This is a genomic window from Pseudomonas sp. MF6396, assembly GCF_002018915.1.
Classification (GTDB): Bacteria; Pseudomonadota; Gammaproteobacteria; order Pseudomonadales; family Pseudomonadaceae; genus Aquipseudomonas; species Aquipseudomonas palmensis.
Genome location: NZ_MVOK01000004.1, coordinates 1 through 15,328, shown reverse-complemented (window position 1 = coordinate 15,328; position 15,328 = coordinate 1). Strand labels below are relative to the sequence as shown.

The following is a 15,328-nucleotide window of genomic DNA, read 5'->3' as shown; positions in this document are numbered from 1 at the left end:
TTCACGCGGCCCATCCAAACCGGGCTGCAAGCGTTGATAGCAAACCAACCGCTTAGCCACTTGCTTGTACCCGTCTCTTTTCTTCGGGAAGAGACGGGCGCTCACACTTCTGCAGCCCCGATCGTATATGGCTTTGCGGCCAGTCCCCCTCATGACAATCGGCGCGACAATCGCCGATGTCACCAGCAACAGCCATGCAGATGATGGTACCGCAGACCAGGGAATGGACTGCACCTGACTGACAGTCAGGCATGCCCCGGTCATGGCATTGCTGCGTTCACCCGGCTCAGGATCTTCAGGCGCTGGTCTCGTCAGCCAGTGCTGCCTCCACCCGCCCACCGGTAACGGTGTTTAGGAGGACAGATCATGAGACGCCCTTGCTCCCGGACGTAAGGAGCCGCCAGTCCCGCGTAGAGGACATTCCCCACAGGTCGCAGGGGCCTTGATTCCTGATAACACTCAACATCCTTGGCGGGATGACGTGGGGCGAGGATCGGAGATCGGAAAATGAGGTGGCCGACATGGCATTGGTGGGTAAACGCGATGGCCGCAATTTCGGTTACGGCAGGCAATTGAGCTATGCAGGACCGCAGGCGTTGAAAGACATGTTCGGCGGCGGCCACTACGGCACGGTGAAGGCACACTGCGATCGGTGGCAGGCATTCGTGAAGTGGTGCCGCTCCGATCAGGGCCCCGATTTCAATGATGCGCGGCAGATTGATCGGAAGGTGTTGACCGACTATGCGACGTATCTGCGTGGCTTGGTTGGGCGCGGCGATCTCGCCGTAAGCACCGCCCAAAACCTGCTGTCCAGCGTCAACAGGACTATGGCGGCGCTTCGCGGTGATCAGTACGTGAAATTGCCCAGCCCGAGCAAGGCGTTGGGTATGCAGCGCACCGGGATTCGCCAATCAGTGCCGCAGGGCCAAGACCGCGAACAGGTTAAGCAGATCGTCGATGCGCTTTGCAGCCAACATCGACTGCGGGCCGCCGCGATCGTTCTGTTGGCGCGAGCCACCGGCATGCGATTGCGCGAGGCAATCCTTGCGGACCTGCCACGGCTATGCCGGGAGGCCGACGACCTGGGAAAGATCAACATCCAGGAAGGCACCCAAGGTGGCCGCGCCGGCGCTTCGGCGCCACGTTGGATTACCATGGATGACCGGATTAGTTATGCGCTTGGGTTTGCGCTGCAGGTGTCGCCGGCTGGTAGCCGCAACCTGATTGCGCCACACGAAAGCTACTTATGTCTTCTACAAGAAATCATCCGCCCTGCGCGGGACATCCTGCATGCACACAACCTTAAAGGCTTCCATGAGCTACGAGCGGCGTATGCATGTCAGCGCTACGAGCAAATCACCAAGTACCGTGCACCTATCAACGGCGGCCAATGTTACCTGGTAGACAGGAGCCTTGATCGTGAGGCCCGGAGACAAATCAGCTATGAACTGGGGCACGGTCGGATCGATGTGGTTGCGGCCTACATTGGAGAACGGACATGAGCAAGCCGTTCGATATGGAGTTGTTCTTGGCTGGCGTGCTAACCGGGTCGCATGCGACACGGCAACGCCATTTGCGGCAGGCGACGCTGATCCAAGCTGAAATTGCAGAGCGCTGGCAGAGATCGACGCCTTGGGCCTGGCAGAGGAAGCATGTGATTTGGTTTCTCGAGAATCGCACAAATCAGCTCACTAAGAATACTCAGTATTACTACCTACTCACAGTCCGGCTACTCACTCGGCGGCTTGGAAAGCCTTGGGCGTTCAATATATAACTAGAAGCCTATCCTAGTTTTAATGAAGATTTTTACACTCCAGCGGCGCTAGAAAACTTGTAGAAAAAAGCTAGCAGAAGTTGCATAGATAGATGCATCCTCATTAAAACTTTTGAGAACAATAGAAATAGGAGCTTCAGCGGCCACTAAGGACCGCTAAACACGCTTACATCCTCAACGTAATTTCAATAATGCTTGAGACTTATCAGGAAAATACATAACTCTATATTTTTCCAACTCAGGCGGGTACTTTTGCAGACCAGTGGTCAGTATAACTTGGAAATCAATGCTTGCATCTTTTTTTATTTCTTCTATTTTGCCAAGGCAGGTTCTAAGCTTGTCGAGTTCAATCCCCGCAGTTTCCGGCGTATCAATGAGTAAAAATCTTGGGAAAGGCATTGAAGTATCATTCAGAGACATCTGCAATAGTGTCAAGTAATACATAAGGCGCATTGAGACGCCGGAGCTATGTTCCTTATATTCACCCTCATCAAGCACAGGCAAATAAGTATCACTATTGATTCTCGCGGTTCTACATTCAGCCAAGGTCTCTGTCATTAGCTTCTTGTAAATATCACTAAAGCAAGTAACCTTTTCACTAATATCTATTTTGACTTGAGCATCAAGGCGCTTAAGCCCAAGTTCCGACTTTTGGTACGCAGCCCTTTTGTCATCAAAATCTTTTTGAAATCCATTTAGCCTTGATTCAATATCTATGAGCTGATGAAGCCTACTCAGATCTTCTCGTAGATCTAGAATTTTATCGTCTATGCTGTTAATTGTCTCAAGATCTATAGGCTCATCTATACCCGAAAGCTGGGTGTGTAGATTTTTGATCAACAAAGGTAATTCAGCTTCAAATTCGGAAATTTTCCGTTTAACATCTAGAATATCAGAATTGCAATCCGTAATTGCCAAGCCTATGGTTTCAAACGACTTCATCTTTGACTTAAGAATATTCTTATATTCAAAAGATGTGTACGAAAATCGCTCATACTGAACCTCATCGATCTCAGAACCGCACACGCAATGGCCCGCAGTTCGATCAACCTTATTTAAACAATAAGGACAACTATCAGACGAAAATAAGTTTAGCTGGTCATGGGAGTGGATAATTTTTGAAACTTGATCTATTTCTCTGATCGCATTTTCCCTTATCACCGCAAGCTTATACTTCTCATCCAGCAGATAAACTAATTCTTCCTTGCTTTCGCTAAGCTCAAGTTGCTTCCTTATGAGCGTTTCTTTAGTGCTAGCAATGGTAGACTCAAGAGCAGAATCGACAGAGCGATTCCTCTTAAACTGCAACCTCGCACCATGCAGCTTCTCTAGCTGCTGCTCTTTTTCTGTAAGCTCAGAGGCCAAAAATGTTATATTACGTGGTGCATCGCTTCCACTTAACTCGCTGGCAAGTCTCTTGTATTCTTGCAAAAGTCCATTGGCAACATTTTTCTGCTTCTCAAGAAGCTTAGTATTAATAATCGCGTCATAGTACTCAGAAAACGACTTCCCCACAAGCAACTCAAATATTGCGCGACGAAGAACCATCGAGTCAGATACATAGTTATCTTTTTTATCTGGCCTTTTATAAATTTGCTTTGTATCGGAACGCTGATCCATGTAAATCAGCCGAAACAAATCTGCAGAGTTTATCTTAAATGACCCGATACCCTGATAGATATCAACGACAGATATCCCCAGCCTCCCAAGGAGCCAGTCTGAAAAAGTTTCTGGATTGGATTGCGACCGATTCACCGGAAGAATCTTTAACGATTTAACGTCCAATTCAACCCTAAACTCACCTCCCTCCTCACATTCCACGCCATCATCACGCAGATCTGGACGCACAACTTTATAGGGAGTTATAGTTACATCACCATCATCTATAAAACGAACAATCTGATAGCTTTCACCACTGATACTAACATACAGCTCAACAAAGTTATCTTTATCACCAGTAATTTCTTTGTGTCGTTCCTTCTCATCTCTCAAAAATTCTGTAACCCTGCCGCCCAAAGCATAATAAATCAGGTTACAAAAAGTCGTTTTCCCCGTTCCGTTGTCGCCCTCTATGAGAATAATATCTTGGTCAAATACCGGGGACTCATAGTGGTACAAATTACCACTATAGTTTAGTTTGTTTATCCTTAAATATCCCAAGTTTTGATCCCCCTAACCTCATACATTTTACTAAGTGTAGTACTCAAAGTCAGTCGCGTGAGCTGCTTTACAGCCAAAGCCAGCCTACCTACATTTGAATATTCCTGAGCAAAAATCGACTTATCAAAAAACTCAGCGGGCACATCGTTTGAAAGAGACACATCAACTAATGAATGAGTGTCCCCCTTCCTCAAAATCACCAATCCCGATTTTTCAAGCCGAAAAAGTATCTTTAGAACTTCGCTTCGACGACCAAGCCCATTCGTATAGCTTTTGAAAAGATGTTCAGTATCAAGACGACTAAGACGCTTATCTACTGGATGCTCCAGAATTTTTAATAGTCGCTCATCAGTGGTAAACTCGATAAGAAATCCAAGCTTTCTATAGTCTTTTAAAAATCTCCCTTTTTTACATCCGGAAGCGTCGAGAGTGATTAGAATTGCATAGGTTAGGAAATAGAAATCATCCACCGTAGCAAACATAATTCTTTTCTTTACCGCATCAATCATTGCTCACCCCTTTATCAAAAGAGGCGAAACATTCGTCGTATAAATTATAAATTATTCGCTCAATGGTCACACCATTTGAAGCCGAGTACTTGTAATCACTCTTTAGCTCCTTGATATTTACCTCGGCTATCGCCTTAATCGCATGAATCACAGGTTTGATTTCATCAATACTGACCGCAGCTTCAATTAATGGCTCTTCGCTGTAGTATTGATCGCACGCTTCAAAGACTCTATACTTCAGAGATTTAAAACTTCTGTTACTTTCGCTTTCTTCGTGCTTAGACAAGCTTGCCATCCGTGCGTACCGACCAACCTTTTGAGCATCATAGTCCAAGCAGACCGCTCGAATTTTTTCCTCTAAATTCCTTTTGTCAGAGATCTTAGCCTGCTGCTTCTTCAATTCAATCCAAGCAGGGTCAGTATTGTAGTCAAGTGGCTCTGATTCAACCTCTTTGAATACTAACTTGACATCTGAACGATAGACAAATCTATCAACTAAATTGGGAAGATTTTGACGCTCATCCAAACGCTCCATCAGGAGTGAAAATACTATCTCCTCCTTCTTCTCGGTCTGGATATTCTGCAGCGAACTGTTTCTAATAAGTTCAATAACGCTGTCTTTTAGAGTTTTTTCATCTTCCTGACCAAAAAACCACTGAATACGAGACAAAAACTTGGAAAGATCAGCTGGAGAAAGAGATTTTATATTTTCAAGATTCCCTTTACCTGGTAAATCCTTGTATTGTTCCTCATACTCTTCTAGCAAAGCAGACTTGATAGTACTAAGCGTTGCATCAGACAATTCCTTTTTATCTCTAAGAAGCTCTAAAACAGGGTCGCTAGGAAGTGTCACTTTCACTTCATTTTTAAGTGTAGTCTTGCGTTCTTTCCCGATACCTGCGGTAGTATAAAAGCCGAATACAAGCCCTTCACTTTCCTGCCACTTAGAAAAGTATATATCCGAAAAACTGACCAATGTATTTAGAACAGAATCAGAAAACAAGGTAAAATTCTTATTTTCATCATAATTCTTATCTTCTTCAAGGTATGTAGATGTTTCTTCATCGCCAATTTTAAAAATAGATACGTCTTCCTGAACTTCAATCGACGCATAGAACATAACATTTTTGGGGTTTTCAATTTCATCGAGCATATGCTTTATAGCTCGAATCTTTTGCAGTCGAAAACCTTTGGTTTTGTCGGATGCGTCGCGATCAATAATGTGCTGCGTCATACGGCCCGTATTCCATTACTAGCATTGCGAGGTCAAGGTGGGAAGCGGCAGGTTGTTACTCTACTCAGAAACAGGAACGATGTCGATTGGCCATCAAGACAATTTTCGTGCCACCCGCGTTTTATGACGAATGGCAGCGTGTGACCACGCACTGCTTGGTTTCGCATCAATCTTCAGAAGAGATTTTTCCGGCTTAACATATCCAACCAGACGCACTACCGCGCTAATGATGTACGCGTCAACGTAATGCCAATGAAATCTTACTGTCTTTTGTGCAAGACAAGTTCAGGCCATAGTACCGGCTCGCCGCGCATGATAGTTTCTGTTCGTCTGCTGCCGGTGCATATGGTCCCTGCCTGAGATGCGACAGCCCACATGGAAGTCGCGGGGAATCTCTCACCTATTAGATTGACTCCCCCTTACCTGAAACTAGTGTGTGCATGCTTAAGGATATTTTTAGAGATAGAGCTTACTCAAGAAAGACTTAAAGTTTTTTATAGTCATATCGTTATTGAGTTTTTCGACTCCTGGTGCCGCACCATCACAAGATTGCAAAGACAGCTTCCAGTGTTTCTGAAGTCACCGACGGTTCGATACACAGTGTAGTTTTGGCCTCCGTCAAAGCTGGCAGGCGAACCACCGGCTGGCTGGGTGCCGTCAGCGATGCTTGCGGTATGGCAATGCGCTCATCGACATAAAAAGGAAAGCGCCGACCCCAGGGCATCTACCGCACCGAAAAGCGCTGCTCAACCGTATCACCGGCACAGGCCATTTCAGGCACGTCGGCGCAGCTCACCCATGGGCCGCAGCCTCTCTCGTGCACGGCTACTGGGTAGTCGTCCTGAACCGGAGCCCAAATTGAAGCGAATTTCTCTTTGTGCCTTGATATTGCAGGGCGATTGTAGAGTGTGATGTAATGCATCACACTTTATCGATGATAAAGAGCTTTCAACACAAAGGCCCCAAGGCGTTTTACGAAACCGGCTCGACTCGAGGGATCCGGGCCGACCATGCCAAGCGGCTTGCGCGCCTGCTTCCATTTCTGGATCGCGCAACCTGTGCGGGCGACATCGACATGCCCGGTTGGAGGCTCCACCCGCTCAAAGGCGACTTGACCTTGTATTGGTCAGTGACCATCAGCGGAAACTGGAGGGTAATTTTCCGATTCGACGGCACAGACGTTGAACTGGTTGATTACCTCGACTACCACTGAGGAGTTTCCCAAATGGCCATGTTCACCCCCCCGCACCCAGGCGAAACCTTGCGCGAAGATGTGTTGCCCGCCCTGGATATCAAGGTGGCCGAGTTTGCACGTCGGCTCGGTTACGCCAGAGAAACACTGTCTCGAATCCTTCACGGCCATGCACCTGTCAGCCCGGACCTCGCCGTCCGGCTTGAGCGGGCCGGCATCGGCAAGGCTCGAACCTGGCTGGCCATTCAGGCTGACTGGGATCTGTGGCAGGCCGAGCATCGCGAACAACCTGTGATCGAGCGCTTTACGTCTATCGCGTGATACTGAAAAAGCCGACGACGATGGTTTTTCAGTTATCCACAAGCATGGCGCTCGAGCGCACGCTCAAGGTCAGCCAACTCAACACCTGCCCCCTCGCCGCATCTCGCGACACGCCCCGCGCAATCAACCCTCACCCGTAACCCTTCCCCTGTCAGATGCCCTGGATACTTTCCCAACATCAGCTCGACCTACGTATCGCTCATGGGGTGGCAGCTGTACGCGAGTTGGCGGGCCTCTTCGCCGGCAAGGCCGGCTCCTACAAAGGACCACGCCGTCGGTAGGAGCCAGCCTTGCTGGCGAATGGCACCCCACGCTAGTGGGCGCTCTGCCCTTCAAGCAACGCCAGAATCCGCGGCCAACCGGCAATGCCTGCCAACGCCAGCGAAGTCTGGCCGTTGCCGTTGGGCAGCAACGGGTCAGCGCCATGACGCAACAGCGCATCCACCACCGTGTAATTGCCCGCCAGCACCTCGCGGTGCAGCATCAGCCATCCCTCGTCATCCGGGTCTCGGGCCACCTGCGGCTGTGCGCTCACGCCCTCCTCGATCTTGTCGCGCATGTTCAAGGCCATCGGGTGCTCGGTGCATTCCAGCACCGCCAGCGTCTGCTGGTCTTGAGCACGGTTCAACGTACGGGAGAGCAGCCAAGGCTGCTGACCTTCTGCAGCCGGGACGACTTCGACCAAACCCGGCTCACCGAAATCCATACCCCAGGCCTCATCGTGCTCCAGGCGCTCGTCTTCGGGCATGGCCGCGCGTATCGCATCGACGGTGAAGCCGCCGTATACATGGCCCTGGCGCACATACATCCAGTCGTTCAGCAAGGCCAACGGCAGCGTCACAGGCTCCCAGGCCTTGAACGAGGTGGCCCAGCTTGGCTCATTCATCAGCACGCCGGTGATGGACTGCCCATCGAACTCGATCTCGCTCACCCACATGTTCTCGACGCTGGGTACCTCGGGGTCGTCGCTCTCGATGGGGAAGGACATTTTCACAGCAGCCATGTCCAGGCCCTTCACGATCCTGCGTGCCTCCCACGACAGCTCTCGCCAGAAGTACTTGAACGTCGCCTGAGCACTGGCCACGGCGGCCTTGAACTCGTCGCTTTCGCCTTCAACACCGTAGATGATCTGTTCGGTCATAGGTAAATCGTTCCATCGCCTGGTTCACTGAAATGCTCAAGCCAGAGCACTTGCGGCCTGTGCCGCCACTTGAAAAACGGGAGCAGGATAACCTGATCCAGTGAACGTGGCAGCCTTGCCCCCAAGCCCCCGTTACGCTAAAAACCTGCACCCTTGGATACCACGCAAAAGGACAGGCCCAATGTTTGAAAACATCACTGTTACCGGCAGCCCGCTGGTGCTGTCCACAGACGCCGAAGTGGACCAGGCACAAGCTGTGCTGGGGACCCGCTTCCCCACTGGCTACCGCGAGTACGTCACGCAGTTCGGCGAAGGCATTCTTGGCGGCGTGTACGTGCGCATCTACCCGCCCCATCAACTGCTGCACGGCGAAAACAGCCAGGCCCAGTGGGTTGAGCGCATCAACCAGTACTGGTTCTGGGACGACGACAAGGAGCTGATGCCCAAGGAAAAGGCCTTGCAGTGCATCATCATTGGCGACACCTACGACGGCGACGAACTCATCATTCACCCCAGCGACCCGGAGCGCATCTATGTGCTGCCACGTCACAGTGAAGCCGCCCTCGTCGCGGGTAACGGGCTGGTGGAAGCGATCGAATGGCTGTGCAGTTCGAATGTGCTGACCGAAGCGTTCACCGAGCGCGACTTCGAACCGTTCGACAGCCGTGTACAGCCCTGACATGAAACGAATACCCAGGCGCACCCACGCCGGGTACTCGCCCGAACAACGAAATCCCGGTCGTCATCAATAAATACCCAACGTCCGGCCTTGGCTTGACCGGGCCCTGCACTTCGAATCGCTGGTAGCCGATGGTTTTTCAGTTACCCACAAGCATGGCGCTCGAGTGCAGTCTCAAGGTCAGCCAATTCAACACCTGCACCCTCACCGCACCTCGCGACACGCCCCGCGCAATCAACCCTCACCCGTAACCCATGCCCTGTAAGTTGCCCTGGATACTTGCGCAACATCAGCTCGACCTGCGTATCACTCAACCATGCCGCGCGGTCCAGGGACCAGCGCGGGTCCTGGAACTCGAACAGGCAGGCACCCGACACGGCATCGATAATCCGTGGCGGATACACCCAGTGCGAGTTGCCGGCTTCCCACGGCGCAGCCTCGATGCGATAGCGGCCGTCGGGTGAGGTGGATTGGGTTTCAAATGGGATCATCGGCATTGCGCTCCGTGCATGATCGGAAAGTCTGTCACAACAGGGGCTGAACAGGTCGGCCCCTGTCGCTTCCTCTACGCAGTGGCCTTGCGATTGCCCATGCCGTCGAGCACCGCATCCACCAGCACCTTGGCTAATTCCGTCGAATGCAACGAGACCCACAGCAGAACTTTGCTGGTGGAGTCCTCGGGGTGCAAACAGGCTTTCTGGAGGGTGTCGAAGATGCCTCTGAGCAACAGCGAGGCATGCATCAGGGCGTCTTCTTCGGGTATGTCTGCGCGTACCAGGAAGAATGGCGAGTGTTCGATACGAGGATCAACGCTGGGCTCACCCAGCAGAGCAGTCGGCGGATCAGGAACGATTTTTTTCATGGCGATCACTTTTTGTGGAGTGAAGCTGCCACTGCTCGCGACCAAGCAAGTTGGGTGGCAGCTGTACGCGAGTTGGTCGACCGGGACAAAAAGATCAAAACCCGGCAGGCACGAGGCCTCCCGCGTACAACCGCCATAGGCGGCGCCGAAGCGTGATTTTTTGTCAACGGGCGACCAAACCCGATCGCTGATGCTCAGCGACCGCAGGAGCCTAACGGCCTGCCTGAACCCCAGCAAGGCGCACCGCCCACGCAAAATCTGTCCGCATATTACAGTCCTTCAGACGTGTCTGGCCAAGCGTGTGTAAACGCAGCCCTACGCCGCAGTGGACGGCCTCTTCGCCGGCAATGCCGGCTCCTGCAGGGTGGCACCCACAAACGTACAAGCCAGCCAAAGGCTGGCCGTTTAACGTCACCTGCACACCACCTACCCACACTCGCAGGGGACACAATGGAAATCTTTCTCTACGCCTTCAGCGTGATGTACAGCCCCGGCCCGGTGAACGTGATGGGCCTGAACGCCGGCCTTACAGGCCAGTTCCGCCGCACCGCAGGCTTCTTCGTCGGCGTGGGCGGCGCAATGTTCGTGCTGTTCATCCTGTTCGGCTACACCGGCGAAGCCATCATCTCCAAGGCCGCGCTGCCCTACCTCGCCCTGGCCGGCGGGCTCTACACCAGCTACCTGGCCTTCAAGGTCTACACCGCCAGGGTCCAGCTCACCCAATCGTCCGATGCCCCCGCCAAGGCGCTGACCTTCTGGAACGGCTTTCTGATCCAGGCCCTCAACCCCAAGGGCATGATGGTGGTGCTGCCGATCACCAGCGTGATGTTCCCCGCCGCGCACCTCAGCGGCGCCAGCATCGCCGCCGTGTCGGCGCTAATAGCCCTGGGCGCTGCCGGCGCGCCGGGCCTCTACGCCTTGCTGGGCGCCGTGCTGGGCAAGCGCATCAGCAAAGAGGTGTACTTCAACCTGTTCAACCGCCTGATGGGCATCGCCCTGGCCGTGTGCGCCGCCTTCATGTTCCATGATTTCTACATTCACATTCAGGCAAACGCCGGCACGCTGTAACCTGTGTTGTCGCCGGCCTGACTCTATCGCTCGAAAGGTGAGCAGAATGCTCGATCTACCGTCACCGCAAGACTGGGTGAAACACGCCCCACCGTCCCCCAGGGTCGAACGCCTGGAGGCCTTCTTCAGCGCCCACGGTTTCGACCCGCACCGCCACGATACCTATGCCATCGGCCGCACCCTGGCCGGGGTGCAGAGCTTCAGCTACCGCGGCGCCAGCCGGCACAGCCTGCCGGGGGAGATCCTGGTGCTGCACCCGGACGAGGTGCACGACGGGCATGCGGGCTCGGCGTCGGGGTTTCGCTATCGCATGCTCTACCTCACCCCGGCGCTGGTGCAGGAGGTGCTCGGGGGCCAGCCGTTGCCGTTTCTCAAGGGCGGCATCTCCCGCGACCCGCGCCTGGCGGCCGCCACCCACGCGATGCTCGCGAGCATGGACGACAGGCTAGACCCGCTCGAAGAGGACGACGCGCTGCTGGGCCTGGTAAGCGCGCTGCAGGCCGTGTGCGGGCGCCCGGCATCAAGGCAGGCCCACGACTACGCCGCCGCCCGGCGTGCCCGCGAGTACATGGATGACAGCCTGGAGCAGCCCATCACCCTGGATGACCTGGCCGCCTGCGCCAACCGCGACCGCTGGAGCCTGTCCAAGGACTTTCGCGCCTACTTCGGCACCAGCCCCCACCGCTACCTGACCCTGCGCCGCCTCGACCGCTTCAAGGCCTCGGTGTTCGCCGGTCAGTGCCTGGCGGACGCAGCCGTAGAGGCCGGTTTCTTCGACCAGAGCCATATGTCCAGGCACTTCAAGAACGCCTACGGCATCACGCCCTCGCGCTGGTGCAAACCCCTGCTCGGGCGCCTTGATTGAGTTTGCGCACTGTCGGGTGGTGGGGTCGCCGACCTTGATATCCCCACCCCCATCCGTTATAGATAAAAAGGAAACCATAACGAAAAGAGGCCATTCCAGCCCCCCATGAACGAGATCACACGCATCTTTCGCCCTTCAGGCCCCCATTTTGCGCCCTGCGCTGATGGCTACGGGCCGAACACCGTCACCCCTTCCCCGCTCTCGACCCTGTTCCACGCACTGTCGATTCCGCCAGGCAACATCCTGCTGGCCCAGATGCGCAAGCGTCCCGTCCCTCCACCTGCACCGTAGCGCCTGAATTCCACCACCCTCGGCTTTTGCCGCTCGGGGTTGGGGAGCCTTTGCATTTTTTCAGCGTTCAACTGTTCAGGAATCTCTATGACTCTTCGTGTAGCCATCATCGGTGCCGGCCCGTCCGGCCTTGCGCAACTGCGTGCCTTCCAATCCGCCCATGCCCAGGGCGCCCCCATGCCCGAAATCGTCTGCTTCGAAAAGCAGGCCGACTGGGGCGGCATGTGGAACTACACCTGGCGCACCGGCCTCGACCAGCACGGCGAACCGGTGCACGGCAGCATGTACCGCTACCTGTGGTCCAACGGCCCCAAGGAATGCCTTGAATTCGCCGACTACAGCTTCGACGAACACTTCGGCCGGCCGATCTCCTCGTACCCGCCGCGCGAAGTGCTGTGGGACTACATCCAGGGCCGCGTGAAAAAGGCCGGGGTGCGCGACTACATCCGCTTCAACACCGCGGTCAAGAACGTCAGCTTCGATGAAACCACCCGCGAGTTCACCGTCAGCGCCTACGACTACAGCGCCGGGCAGGGCATCGAGCAGGTGTTCGATTACGTGGTGGTCGCCAGCGGGCACTTCTCTACGCCGCACGTACCGGAATTCGAAGGGTTCGAGCGCTTCGCCGGGCGCATCCTGCACGCCCACGACTTTCGCGAGGCGATGGAGTTCAAGGGCCAGGACCTGCTCATCGTCGGCAGCAGCTACTCGGCCGAAGACATCGGCTCGCAGTGCTACAAGTACGGCGCGCGCTCGATCACCACGGCCTACCGCACCCAGCCGATGGGCTACAAATGGCCCAAGGGCTGGGAGGAGCGCCCGCAGCTGGTGCGTGTCGAGGGCAACCTGGCGTTCTTCGCCGACGGCTCGAACAAGCGCGTGGATGCGATCATCCTGTGCACCGGCTACCAGCATCACTTCCCGTTCCTGCCCGACGAACTGACCCTCAAGACCAACAACCGCCTGTGGCCAACCGGCCTGTACCAGGGCGTGGTGTGGGAGCAGAACCCGCAGTTGATCTACCTGGGCATGCAGGACCTGTGGTACAGCTTCAACCTGTTCGACGCCCAGGCCTGGTTCGCCCGCGACTACATGCTGGGGCGCATCAAGCTGCCGGCCAAGGCCGACATGCAGGCCGACAGTGCCCGCTGGCGCGCCGATGAAGAGGCCCTGGACACCACCGCCTCGATGTACGAATTCCAGGGCCGCTACATCAAGCACCTGATCGCGCAGACCGACTACCCCAGCTTCGATATCGATGCCGTGAACCGCATCTTCCTCAAGTGGAAGAGCGACAAGAAGAGCGACATCATGGGCTATCGCGACAAGTCGTACCGTTCGGTGATCACCGGCACGGCAGCGGTGCCGCACCATACGCGGTGGCTGAAGGCGATGGACGATTCGCTGGAGGAGTACCTGCGCGAAACGGACGGCAAGAAGGGCGAAGTGAAGGCACTGCGCGGGTAGCCCCGCCGACGCCCGAAACCGGTGCCCCCACAAGACCGGCCCTTGCCGGCGCGGCCTCTACTGCGGGCACTGGTAACCGGTTTTCCCCCGCTGCAGGCCGATGACCTCGCGATGCACCTGGCTGGGCCCGTAGTCGGCATTCCAGCCACGGCGTTCGGCCACCGGGTGCGGCGCATAGCCGTCCTTGCAGGCCAGCAGGTTGAGCATCACGTTCGCCTCGCCCATCAGCGGCTCCAGCTTGAGGGTGCGCCTGGGCGCCAGTTGTACCCTCCCCTGCGCGTCGCTGCGGGCCACCACCACCCCTGCATCAAGAATGCTCACCCCGGCCAGTGGCTGCCGGGTGTGCTGATCGACGACCGTGGTGTCGAGCCCGTCGTGCACGATCACCGAGCGCGGCATGCAGCCTTGCAGCAGTAGCACGGGCAGCGCGGCGCAGCAAAGCCAGCGACTCACGCAGCAGTATCGACGTGCCATGGATCACTCCTGAAAATGCCTGAAACAATGATAAAAGCCACGGCCTACCTGGGCCCCTTGCCGCAGTCTGCCCCCAGCCCGCAGGCATCACTGGCAGGACCGCCCGAACCTTGCTATCTATAAGGGCATCGGCGATGATCGCCGCCCCTCGCGGCATCACCAGGGGCGCCACACAAAGGAGGTCTGCATGTTTGGCTTGCTGTTCTCAAAACGCACCGAGCGCGAAAAACAACTCGCTGACTCGATTCGCTCGCTGAAGACCCTACGCGTTAGCCTCAACGGTTTGATCAGCGTCGATCCTGATGAAATCGTGAACGACGAAAAATTCATGTCCGCTCGCGAATCGGTCAAGAAAATACTGAAGACCGCCTGAATGGGCCTGTTTCTGATTCTGCCTATCCTGGTCTGTGGCTATATCTACTGCAACGGCAGTTTCTACCGACAGGCCACCATCAACAAGTACCAGGGTCAGCTCCTTTATCTGCTGGTTGCCAAACTGGGGCTTTACATTTTTCTCCTCGCCTGTGCCGTCAGCCTTGCCCTGATCTTCCTCAGCAAACATGCCTACTTTTCCATCTCACTGCCTGGCAGCGGCGTCGAGTGGAGTTTCAATCTTGATTACATCAAGTACCTCAAGGCTTTTCTCATACGAAACAGGATTCTTGCTGAAGGCTCGGTATCGGCATGGGTGTTCTTCGGCCAAGCGTCGATCATCGCGTTCTATCTCGCCAGCCTGCTTTCCTCATTGGAGGTCAAGCTGGTAATGCGGCGGTTCAACCTGAACGCTGACCAGGCCCGCGCCTATATCCTCTACGAAAACGTACCCAACGGGCTTTTTACCAAACAGCTGCTGTCATCGATGCAAGATCGCGATGCGCAATACATGTTCTCGATGGAAGACCGCAAAGTGTATGTCGGCAGAGTTTCATCGGTGGGCGCCCCCGATGAAACCAAGGGAGTGGATGAGGATTTCGCGATTGTGCCGGTCAGTAGCGGCTATCGAGACAAAGATACCCTGGAGCTTAAATTCACCACTTACTACGATGACGTAGTCGAACAGATGAAAGGCGTCGACAAACACATTGGCTTTTCCATCGTACTGTCGCAGAAGAACCTGGTTTCCGTCTCCAAATTCGAAAAAGACATCTGGGAGAAATTTCGCAAGCCACCCGCAGCACAGGGCAAGGCTTGTCACTGGCTGCCCTGATCAATACGTTCTCGGTGGTACAGCCCCGTTCCGTCGCCCGTGGCGCTCACGTATCATCCGCCCCCTGCCCCGGCCCCCATGGAC

Annotated in this window: 17 protein-coding genes; 10 read left to right on the top strand and 7 right to left on the bottom strand. The window is 54.8% G+C overall.

All coding sequences use genetic code 11. The features are described 5' to 3' along the window. Positions 1–521: 521 nt before the first annotated feature. Positions 522–1,502 carry an integrase domain-containing protein gene (locus MF6396_RS04890; protein ID WP_078479823.1) on the top strand — a complete coding sequence of 327 codons (981 nt, stop codon included), beginning with the start codon at positions 522–524 and terminating at the stop codon, positions 1,500–1,502. After that, positions 1,499–1,774, top strand: coding sequence for a hypothetical protein (locus tag MF6396_RS04885; protein WP_078479822.1), 276 nt, complete (start codon positions 1,499–1,501; stop codon positions 1,772–1,774). The genes MF6396_RS04890 and MF6396_RS04885 overlap by 4 nt, the downstream gene beginning before the upstream one ends. Before the next feature lie 174 nt (positions 1,775–1,948). Here MF6396_RS04885 and MF6396_RS04880 read toward each other — a convergent pair whose 3' ends face one another. Genes MF6396_RS04880 through MF6396_RS04875 form a run of 3 tightly spaced genes read right to left on the bottom strand, consistent with a single transcriptional unit; the run spans position 1,949 to position 5,677 of the window. After that, entirely contained in the window at positions 1,949–3,892 is a 1,944-nt protein-coding gene (locus MF6396_RS04880) for an AAA family ATPase (RefSeq protein ID WP_238596413.1), read from the bottom strand. A 29-nt stretch (positions 3,893–3,921) separates the two neighbouring features. Next, positions 3,922–4,443: a hypothetical protein gene (locus MF6396_RS28395; protein WP_153046063.1), complete on the bottom strand. Its 522-nt coding sequence runs from the start codon at positions 4,441–4,443 to the stop codon at positions 3,922–3,924. Next, positions 4,436–5,677, bottom strand: coding sequence for a hypothetical protein (locus MF6396_RS04875; protein WP_078479820.1), 1,242 nt, complete (start codon positions 5,675–5,677; stop codon positions 4,436–4,438). The genes MF6396_RS28395 and MF6396_RS04875 overlap by 8 nt, the downstream gene beginning before the upstream one ends. Before the next feature lie 934 nt (positions 5,678–6,611). Here MF6396_RS04875 and MF6396_RS04870 point away from each other — a divergent pair. Next, positions 6,612–6,890, top strand: coding sequence for a type II toxin-antitoxin system RelE/ParE family toxin (locus tag MF6396_RS04870; protein ID WP_078479819.1), 279 nt, complete (start codon positions 6,612–6,614; stop codon positions 6,888–6,890). A 12-nt stretch (positions 6,891–6,902) separates the two neighbouring features. After that, the gene (locus MF6396_RS04865) at positions 6,903–7,190 is read left to right on the top strand and encodes a HigA family addiction module antitoxin (protein WP_078479818.1); all 288 of its coding nucleotides are present in this window, start codon (positions 6,903–6,905) and stop codon (positions 7,188–7,190) included. A 313-nt stretch (positions 7,191–7,503) separates the two neighbouring features. Here the strand turns inward: MF6396_RS04865 and MF6396_RS04860 are convergent, their stop codons facing one another. Then, on the bottom strand, positions 7,504–8,331 hold the full coding sequence (locus MF6396_RS04860) for a DUF2314 domain-containing protein (RefSeq protein WP_078479817.1): 828 nt from the start codon (positions 8,329–8,331) through the stop codon (positions 7,504–7,506). A gap of 181 nt (positions 8,332–8,512) precedes the next feature. Here MF6396_RS04860 and MF6396_RS04855 point away from each other — a divergent pair, with 181 nt between their 5' ends. Continuing rightward, entirely contained in the window at positions 8,513–9,010 is a 498-nt protein-coding gene (locus MF6396_RS04855) for an SMI1/KNR4 family protein (RefSeq protein WP_043859806.1), read from the top strand. Positions 9,011–9,153: 143 nt separating this feature from the next. Here MF6396_RS04855 and MF6396_RS04850 read toward each other — a convergent pair whose 3' ends face one another. Together MF6396_RS04850 and MF6396_RS28390 are read right to left on the bottom strand one after the other, a co-directional pair. Further along, entirely contained in the window at positions 9,154–9,507 is a 354-nt protein-coding gene (locus MF6396_RS04850; RefSeq protein ID WP_177346317.1) for a hypothetical protein, read from the bottom strand. Positions 9,508–9,575: 68 nt separating this feature from the next. Then, a complete protein-coding gene (locus tag MF6396_RS28390) occupies positions 9,576–9,872 on the bottom strand; it encodes a DUF3077 domain-containing protein (protein WP_153046062.1) in 297 nt (98 codons plus the stop codon). A 450-nt stretch (positions 9,873–10,322) separates the two neighbouring features. Here MF6396_RS28390 and MF6396_RS04840 point away from each other — a divergent pair, with 450 nt between their 5' ends. From MF6396_RS04840 to MF6396_RS04830, 3 genes are all read left to right on the top strand, one after another. Further along, on the top strand, positions 10,323–10,940 hold the full coding sequence (locus MF6396_RS04840) for a LysE family translocator (protein ID WP_043859804.1): 618 nt from the start codon (positions 10,323–10,325) through the stop codon (positions 10,938–10,940). A gap of 46 nt (positions 10,941–10,986) precedes the next feature. After that, the gene (locus MF6396_RS04835) at positions 10,987–11,805 is read left to right on the top strand and encodes an AraC family transcriptional regulator (protein ID WP_054915940.1); all 819 of its coding nucleotides are present in this window, start codon (positions 10,987–10,989) and stop codon (positions 11,803–11,805) included. A gap of 378 nt (positions 11,806–12,183) precedes the next feature. Continuing rightward, positions 12,184–13,563 (top strand): NAD(P)-binding domain-containing protein, encoded by a 1,380-nt coding sequence (locus MF6396_RS04830; RefSeq protein ID WP_078479816.1) that lies wholly within the window; start codon positions 12,184–12,186, stop codon positions 13,561–13,563. 57 nt (positions 13,564–13,620) lie between these two features. On the opposite strand, the gene MF6396_RS04825 is transcribed toward MF6396_RS04830, so the two are convergent. After that, on the bottom strand, positions 13,621–14,037 hold the full coding sequence (locus tag MF6396_RS04825; protein ID WP_078479815.1) for a hypothetical protein: 417 nt from the start codon (positions 14,035–14,037) through the stop codon (positions 13,621–13,623). 187 nt (positions 14,038–14,224) lie between these two features. Here MF6396_RS04825 and MF6396_RS04820 point away from each other — a divergent pair, with 187 nt between their 5' ends. Next, positions 14,225–14,410: a hypothetical protein gene (locus MF6396_RS04820; protein ID WP_078479814.1), complete on the top strand. Its 186-nt coding sequence runs from the start codon at positions 14,225–14,227 to the stop codon at positions 14,408–14,410. Beyond that, positions 14,411–15,244 (top strand): hypothetical protein, encoded by an 834-nt coding sequence (locus MF6396_RS04815; protein WP_078479813.1) that lies wholly within the window; start codon positions 14,411–14,413, stop codon positions 15,242–15,244. Positions 15,245–15,328: the final 84 nt, after the last annotated feature.

Bases quoted from the DNA above. Each gene is read 5' to 3' on its own strand.
- MF6396_RS04860 (WP_078479817.1), bottom strand. From the start codon at position 8,331: ATGACCGAACAGATCATCTACGGTGTTGAAGGCGAAAGCGACGAGTTC.
- MF6396_RS04825 (WP_078479815.1), bottom strand. From the start codon at position 14,037: ATGGCACGTCGATACTGCTGCGTGAGTCGCTGGCTTTGCTGCGCCGCG.
- MF6396_RS28395 (WP_153046063.1), bottom strand. From the start codon at position 4,443: ATGATTGATGCGGTAAAGAAAAGAATTATGTTTGCTACGGTGGATGAT.
- MF6396_RS04835 (WP_054915940.1), top strand. From the start codon at position 10,987: ATGCTCGATCTACCGTCACCGCAAGACTGGGTGAAACACGCCCCACCG.
- MF6396_RS04885 (WP_078479822.1), top strand. From the start codon at position 1,499: ATGAGCAAGCCGTTCGATATGGAGTTGTTCTTGGCTGGCGTGCTAACC.
- MF6396_RS04820 (WP_078479814.1), top strand. From the start codon at position 14,225: ATGTTTGGCTTGCTGTTCTCAAAACGCACCGAGCGCGAAAAACAACTC.
- MF6396_RS04830 (WP_078479816.1), top strand. From the start codon at position 12,184: ATGACTCTTCGTGTAGCCATCATCGGTGCCGGCCCGTCCGGCCTTGCG.
- MF6396_RS04870 (WP_078479819.1), top strand. From the start codon at position 6,612: ATGATAAAGAGCTTTCAACACAAAGGCCCCAAGGCGTTTTACGAAACC.
- MF6396_RS04855 (WP_043859806.1), top strand. From the start codon at position 8,513: ATGTTTGAAAACATCACTGTTACCGGCAGCCCGCTGGTGCTGTCCACA.
- MF6396_RS28390 (WP_153046062.1), bottom strand. From the start codon at position 9,872: ATGAAAAAAATCGTTCCTGATCCGCCGACTGCTCTGCTGGGTGAGCCC.
- MF6396_RS04875 (WP_078479820.1), bottom strand. From the start codon at position 5,677: ATGACGCAGCACATTATTGATCGCGACGCATCCGACAAAACCAAAGGT.
- MF6396_RS04890 (WP_078479823.1), top strand. From the start codon at position 522: ATGGCATTGGTGGGTAAACGCGATGGCCGCAATTTCGGTTACGGCAGG.
- MF6396_RS04850 (WP_177346317.1), bottom strand. From the start codon at position 9,507: ATGCCGATGATCCCATTTGAAACCCAATCCACCTCACCCGACGGCCGC.
- MF6396_RS04815 (WP_078479813.1), top strand. From the start codon at position 14,411: ATGGGCCTGTTTCTGATTCTGCCTATCCTGGTCTGTGGCTATATCTAC.
- MF6396_RS04865 (WP_078479818.1), top strand. From the start codon at position 6,903: ATGGCCATGTTCACCCCCCCGCACCCAGGCGAAACCTTGCGCGAAGAT.
- MF6396_RS04840 (WP_043859804.1), top strand. From the start codon at position 10,323: ATGGAAATCTTTCTCTACGCCTTCAGCGTGATGTACAGCCCCGGCCCG.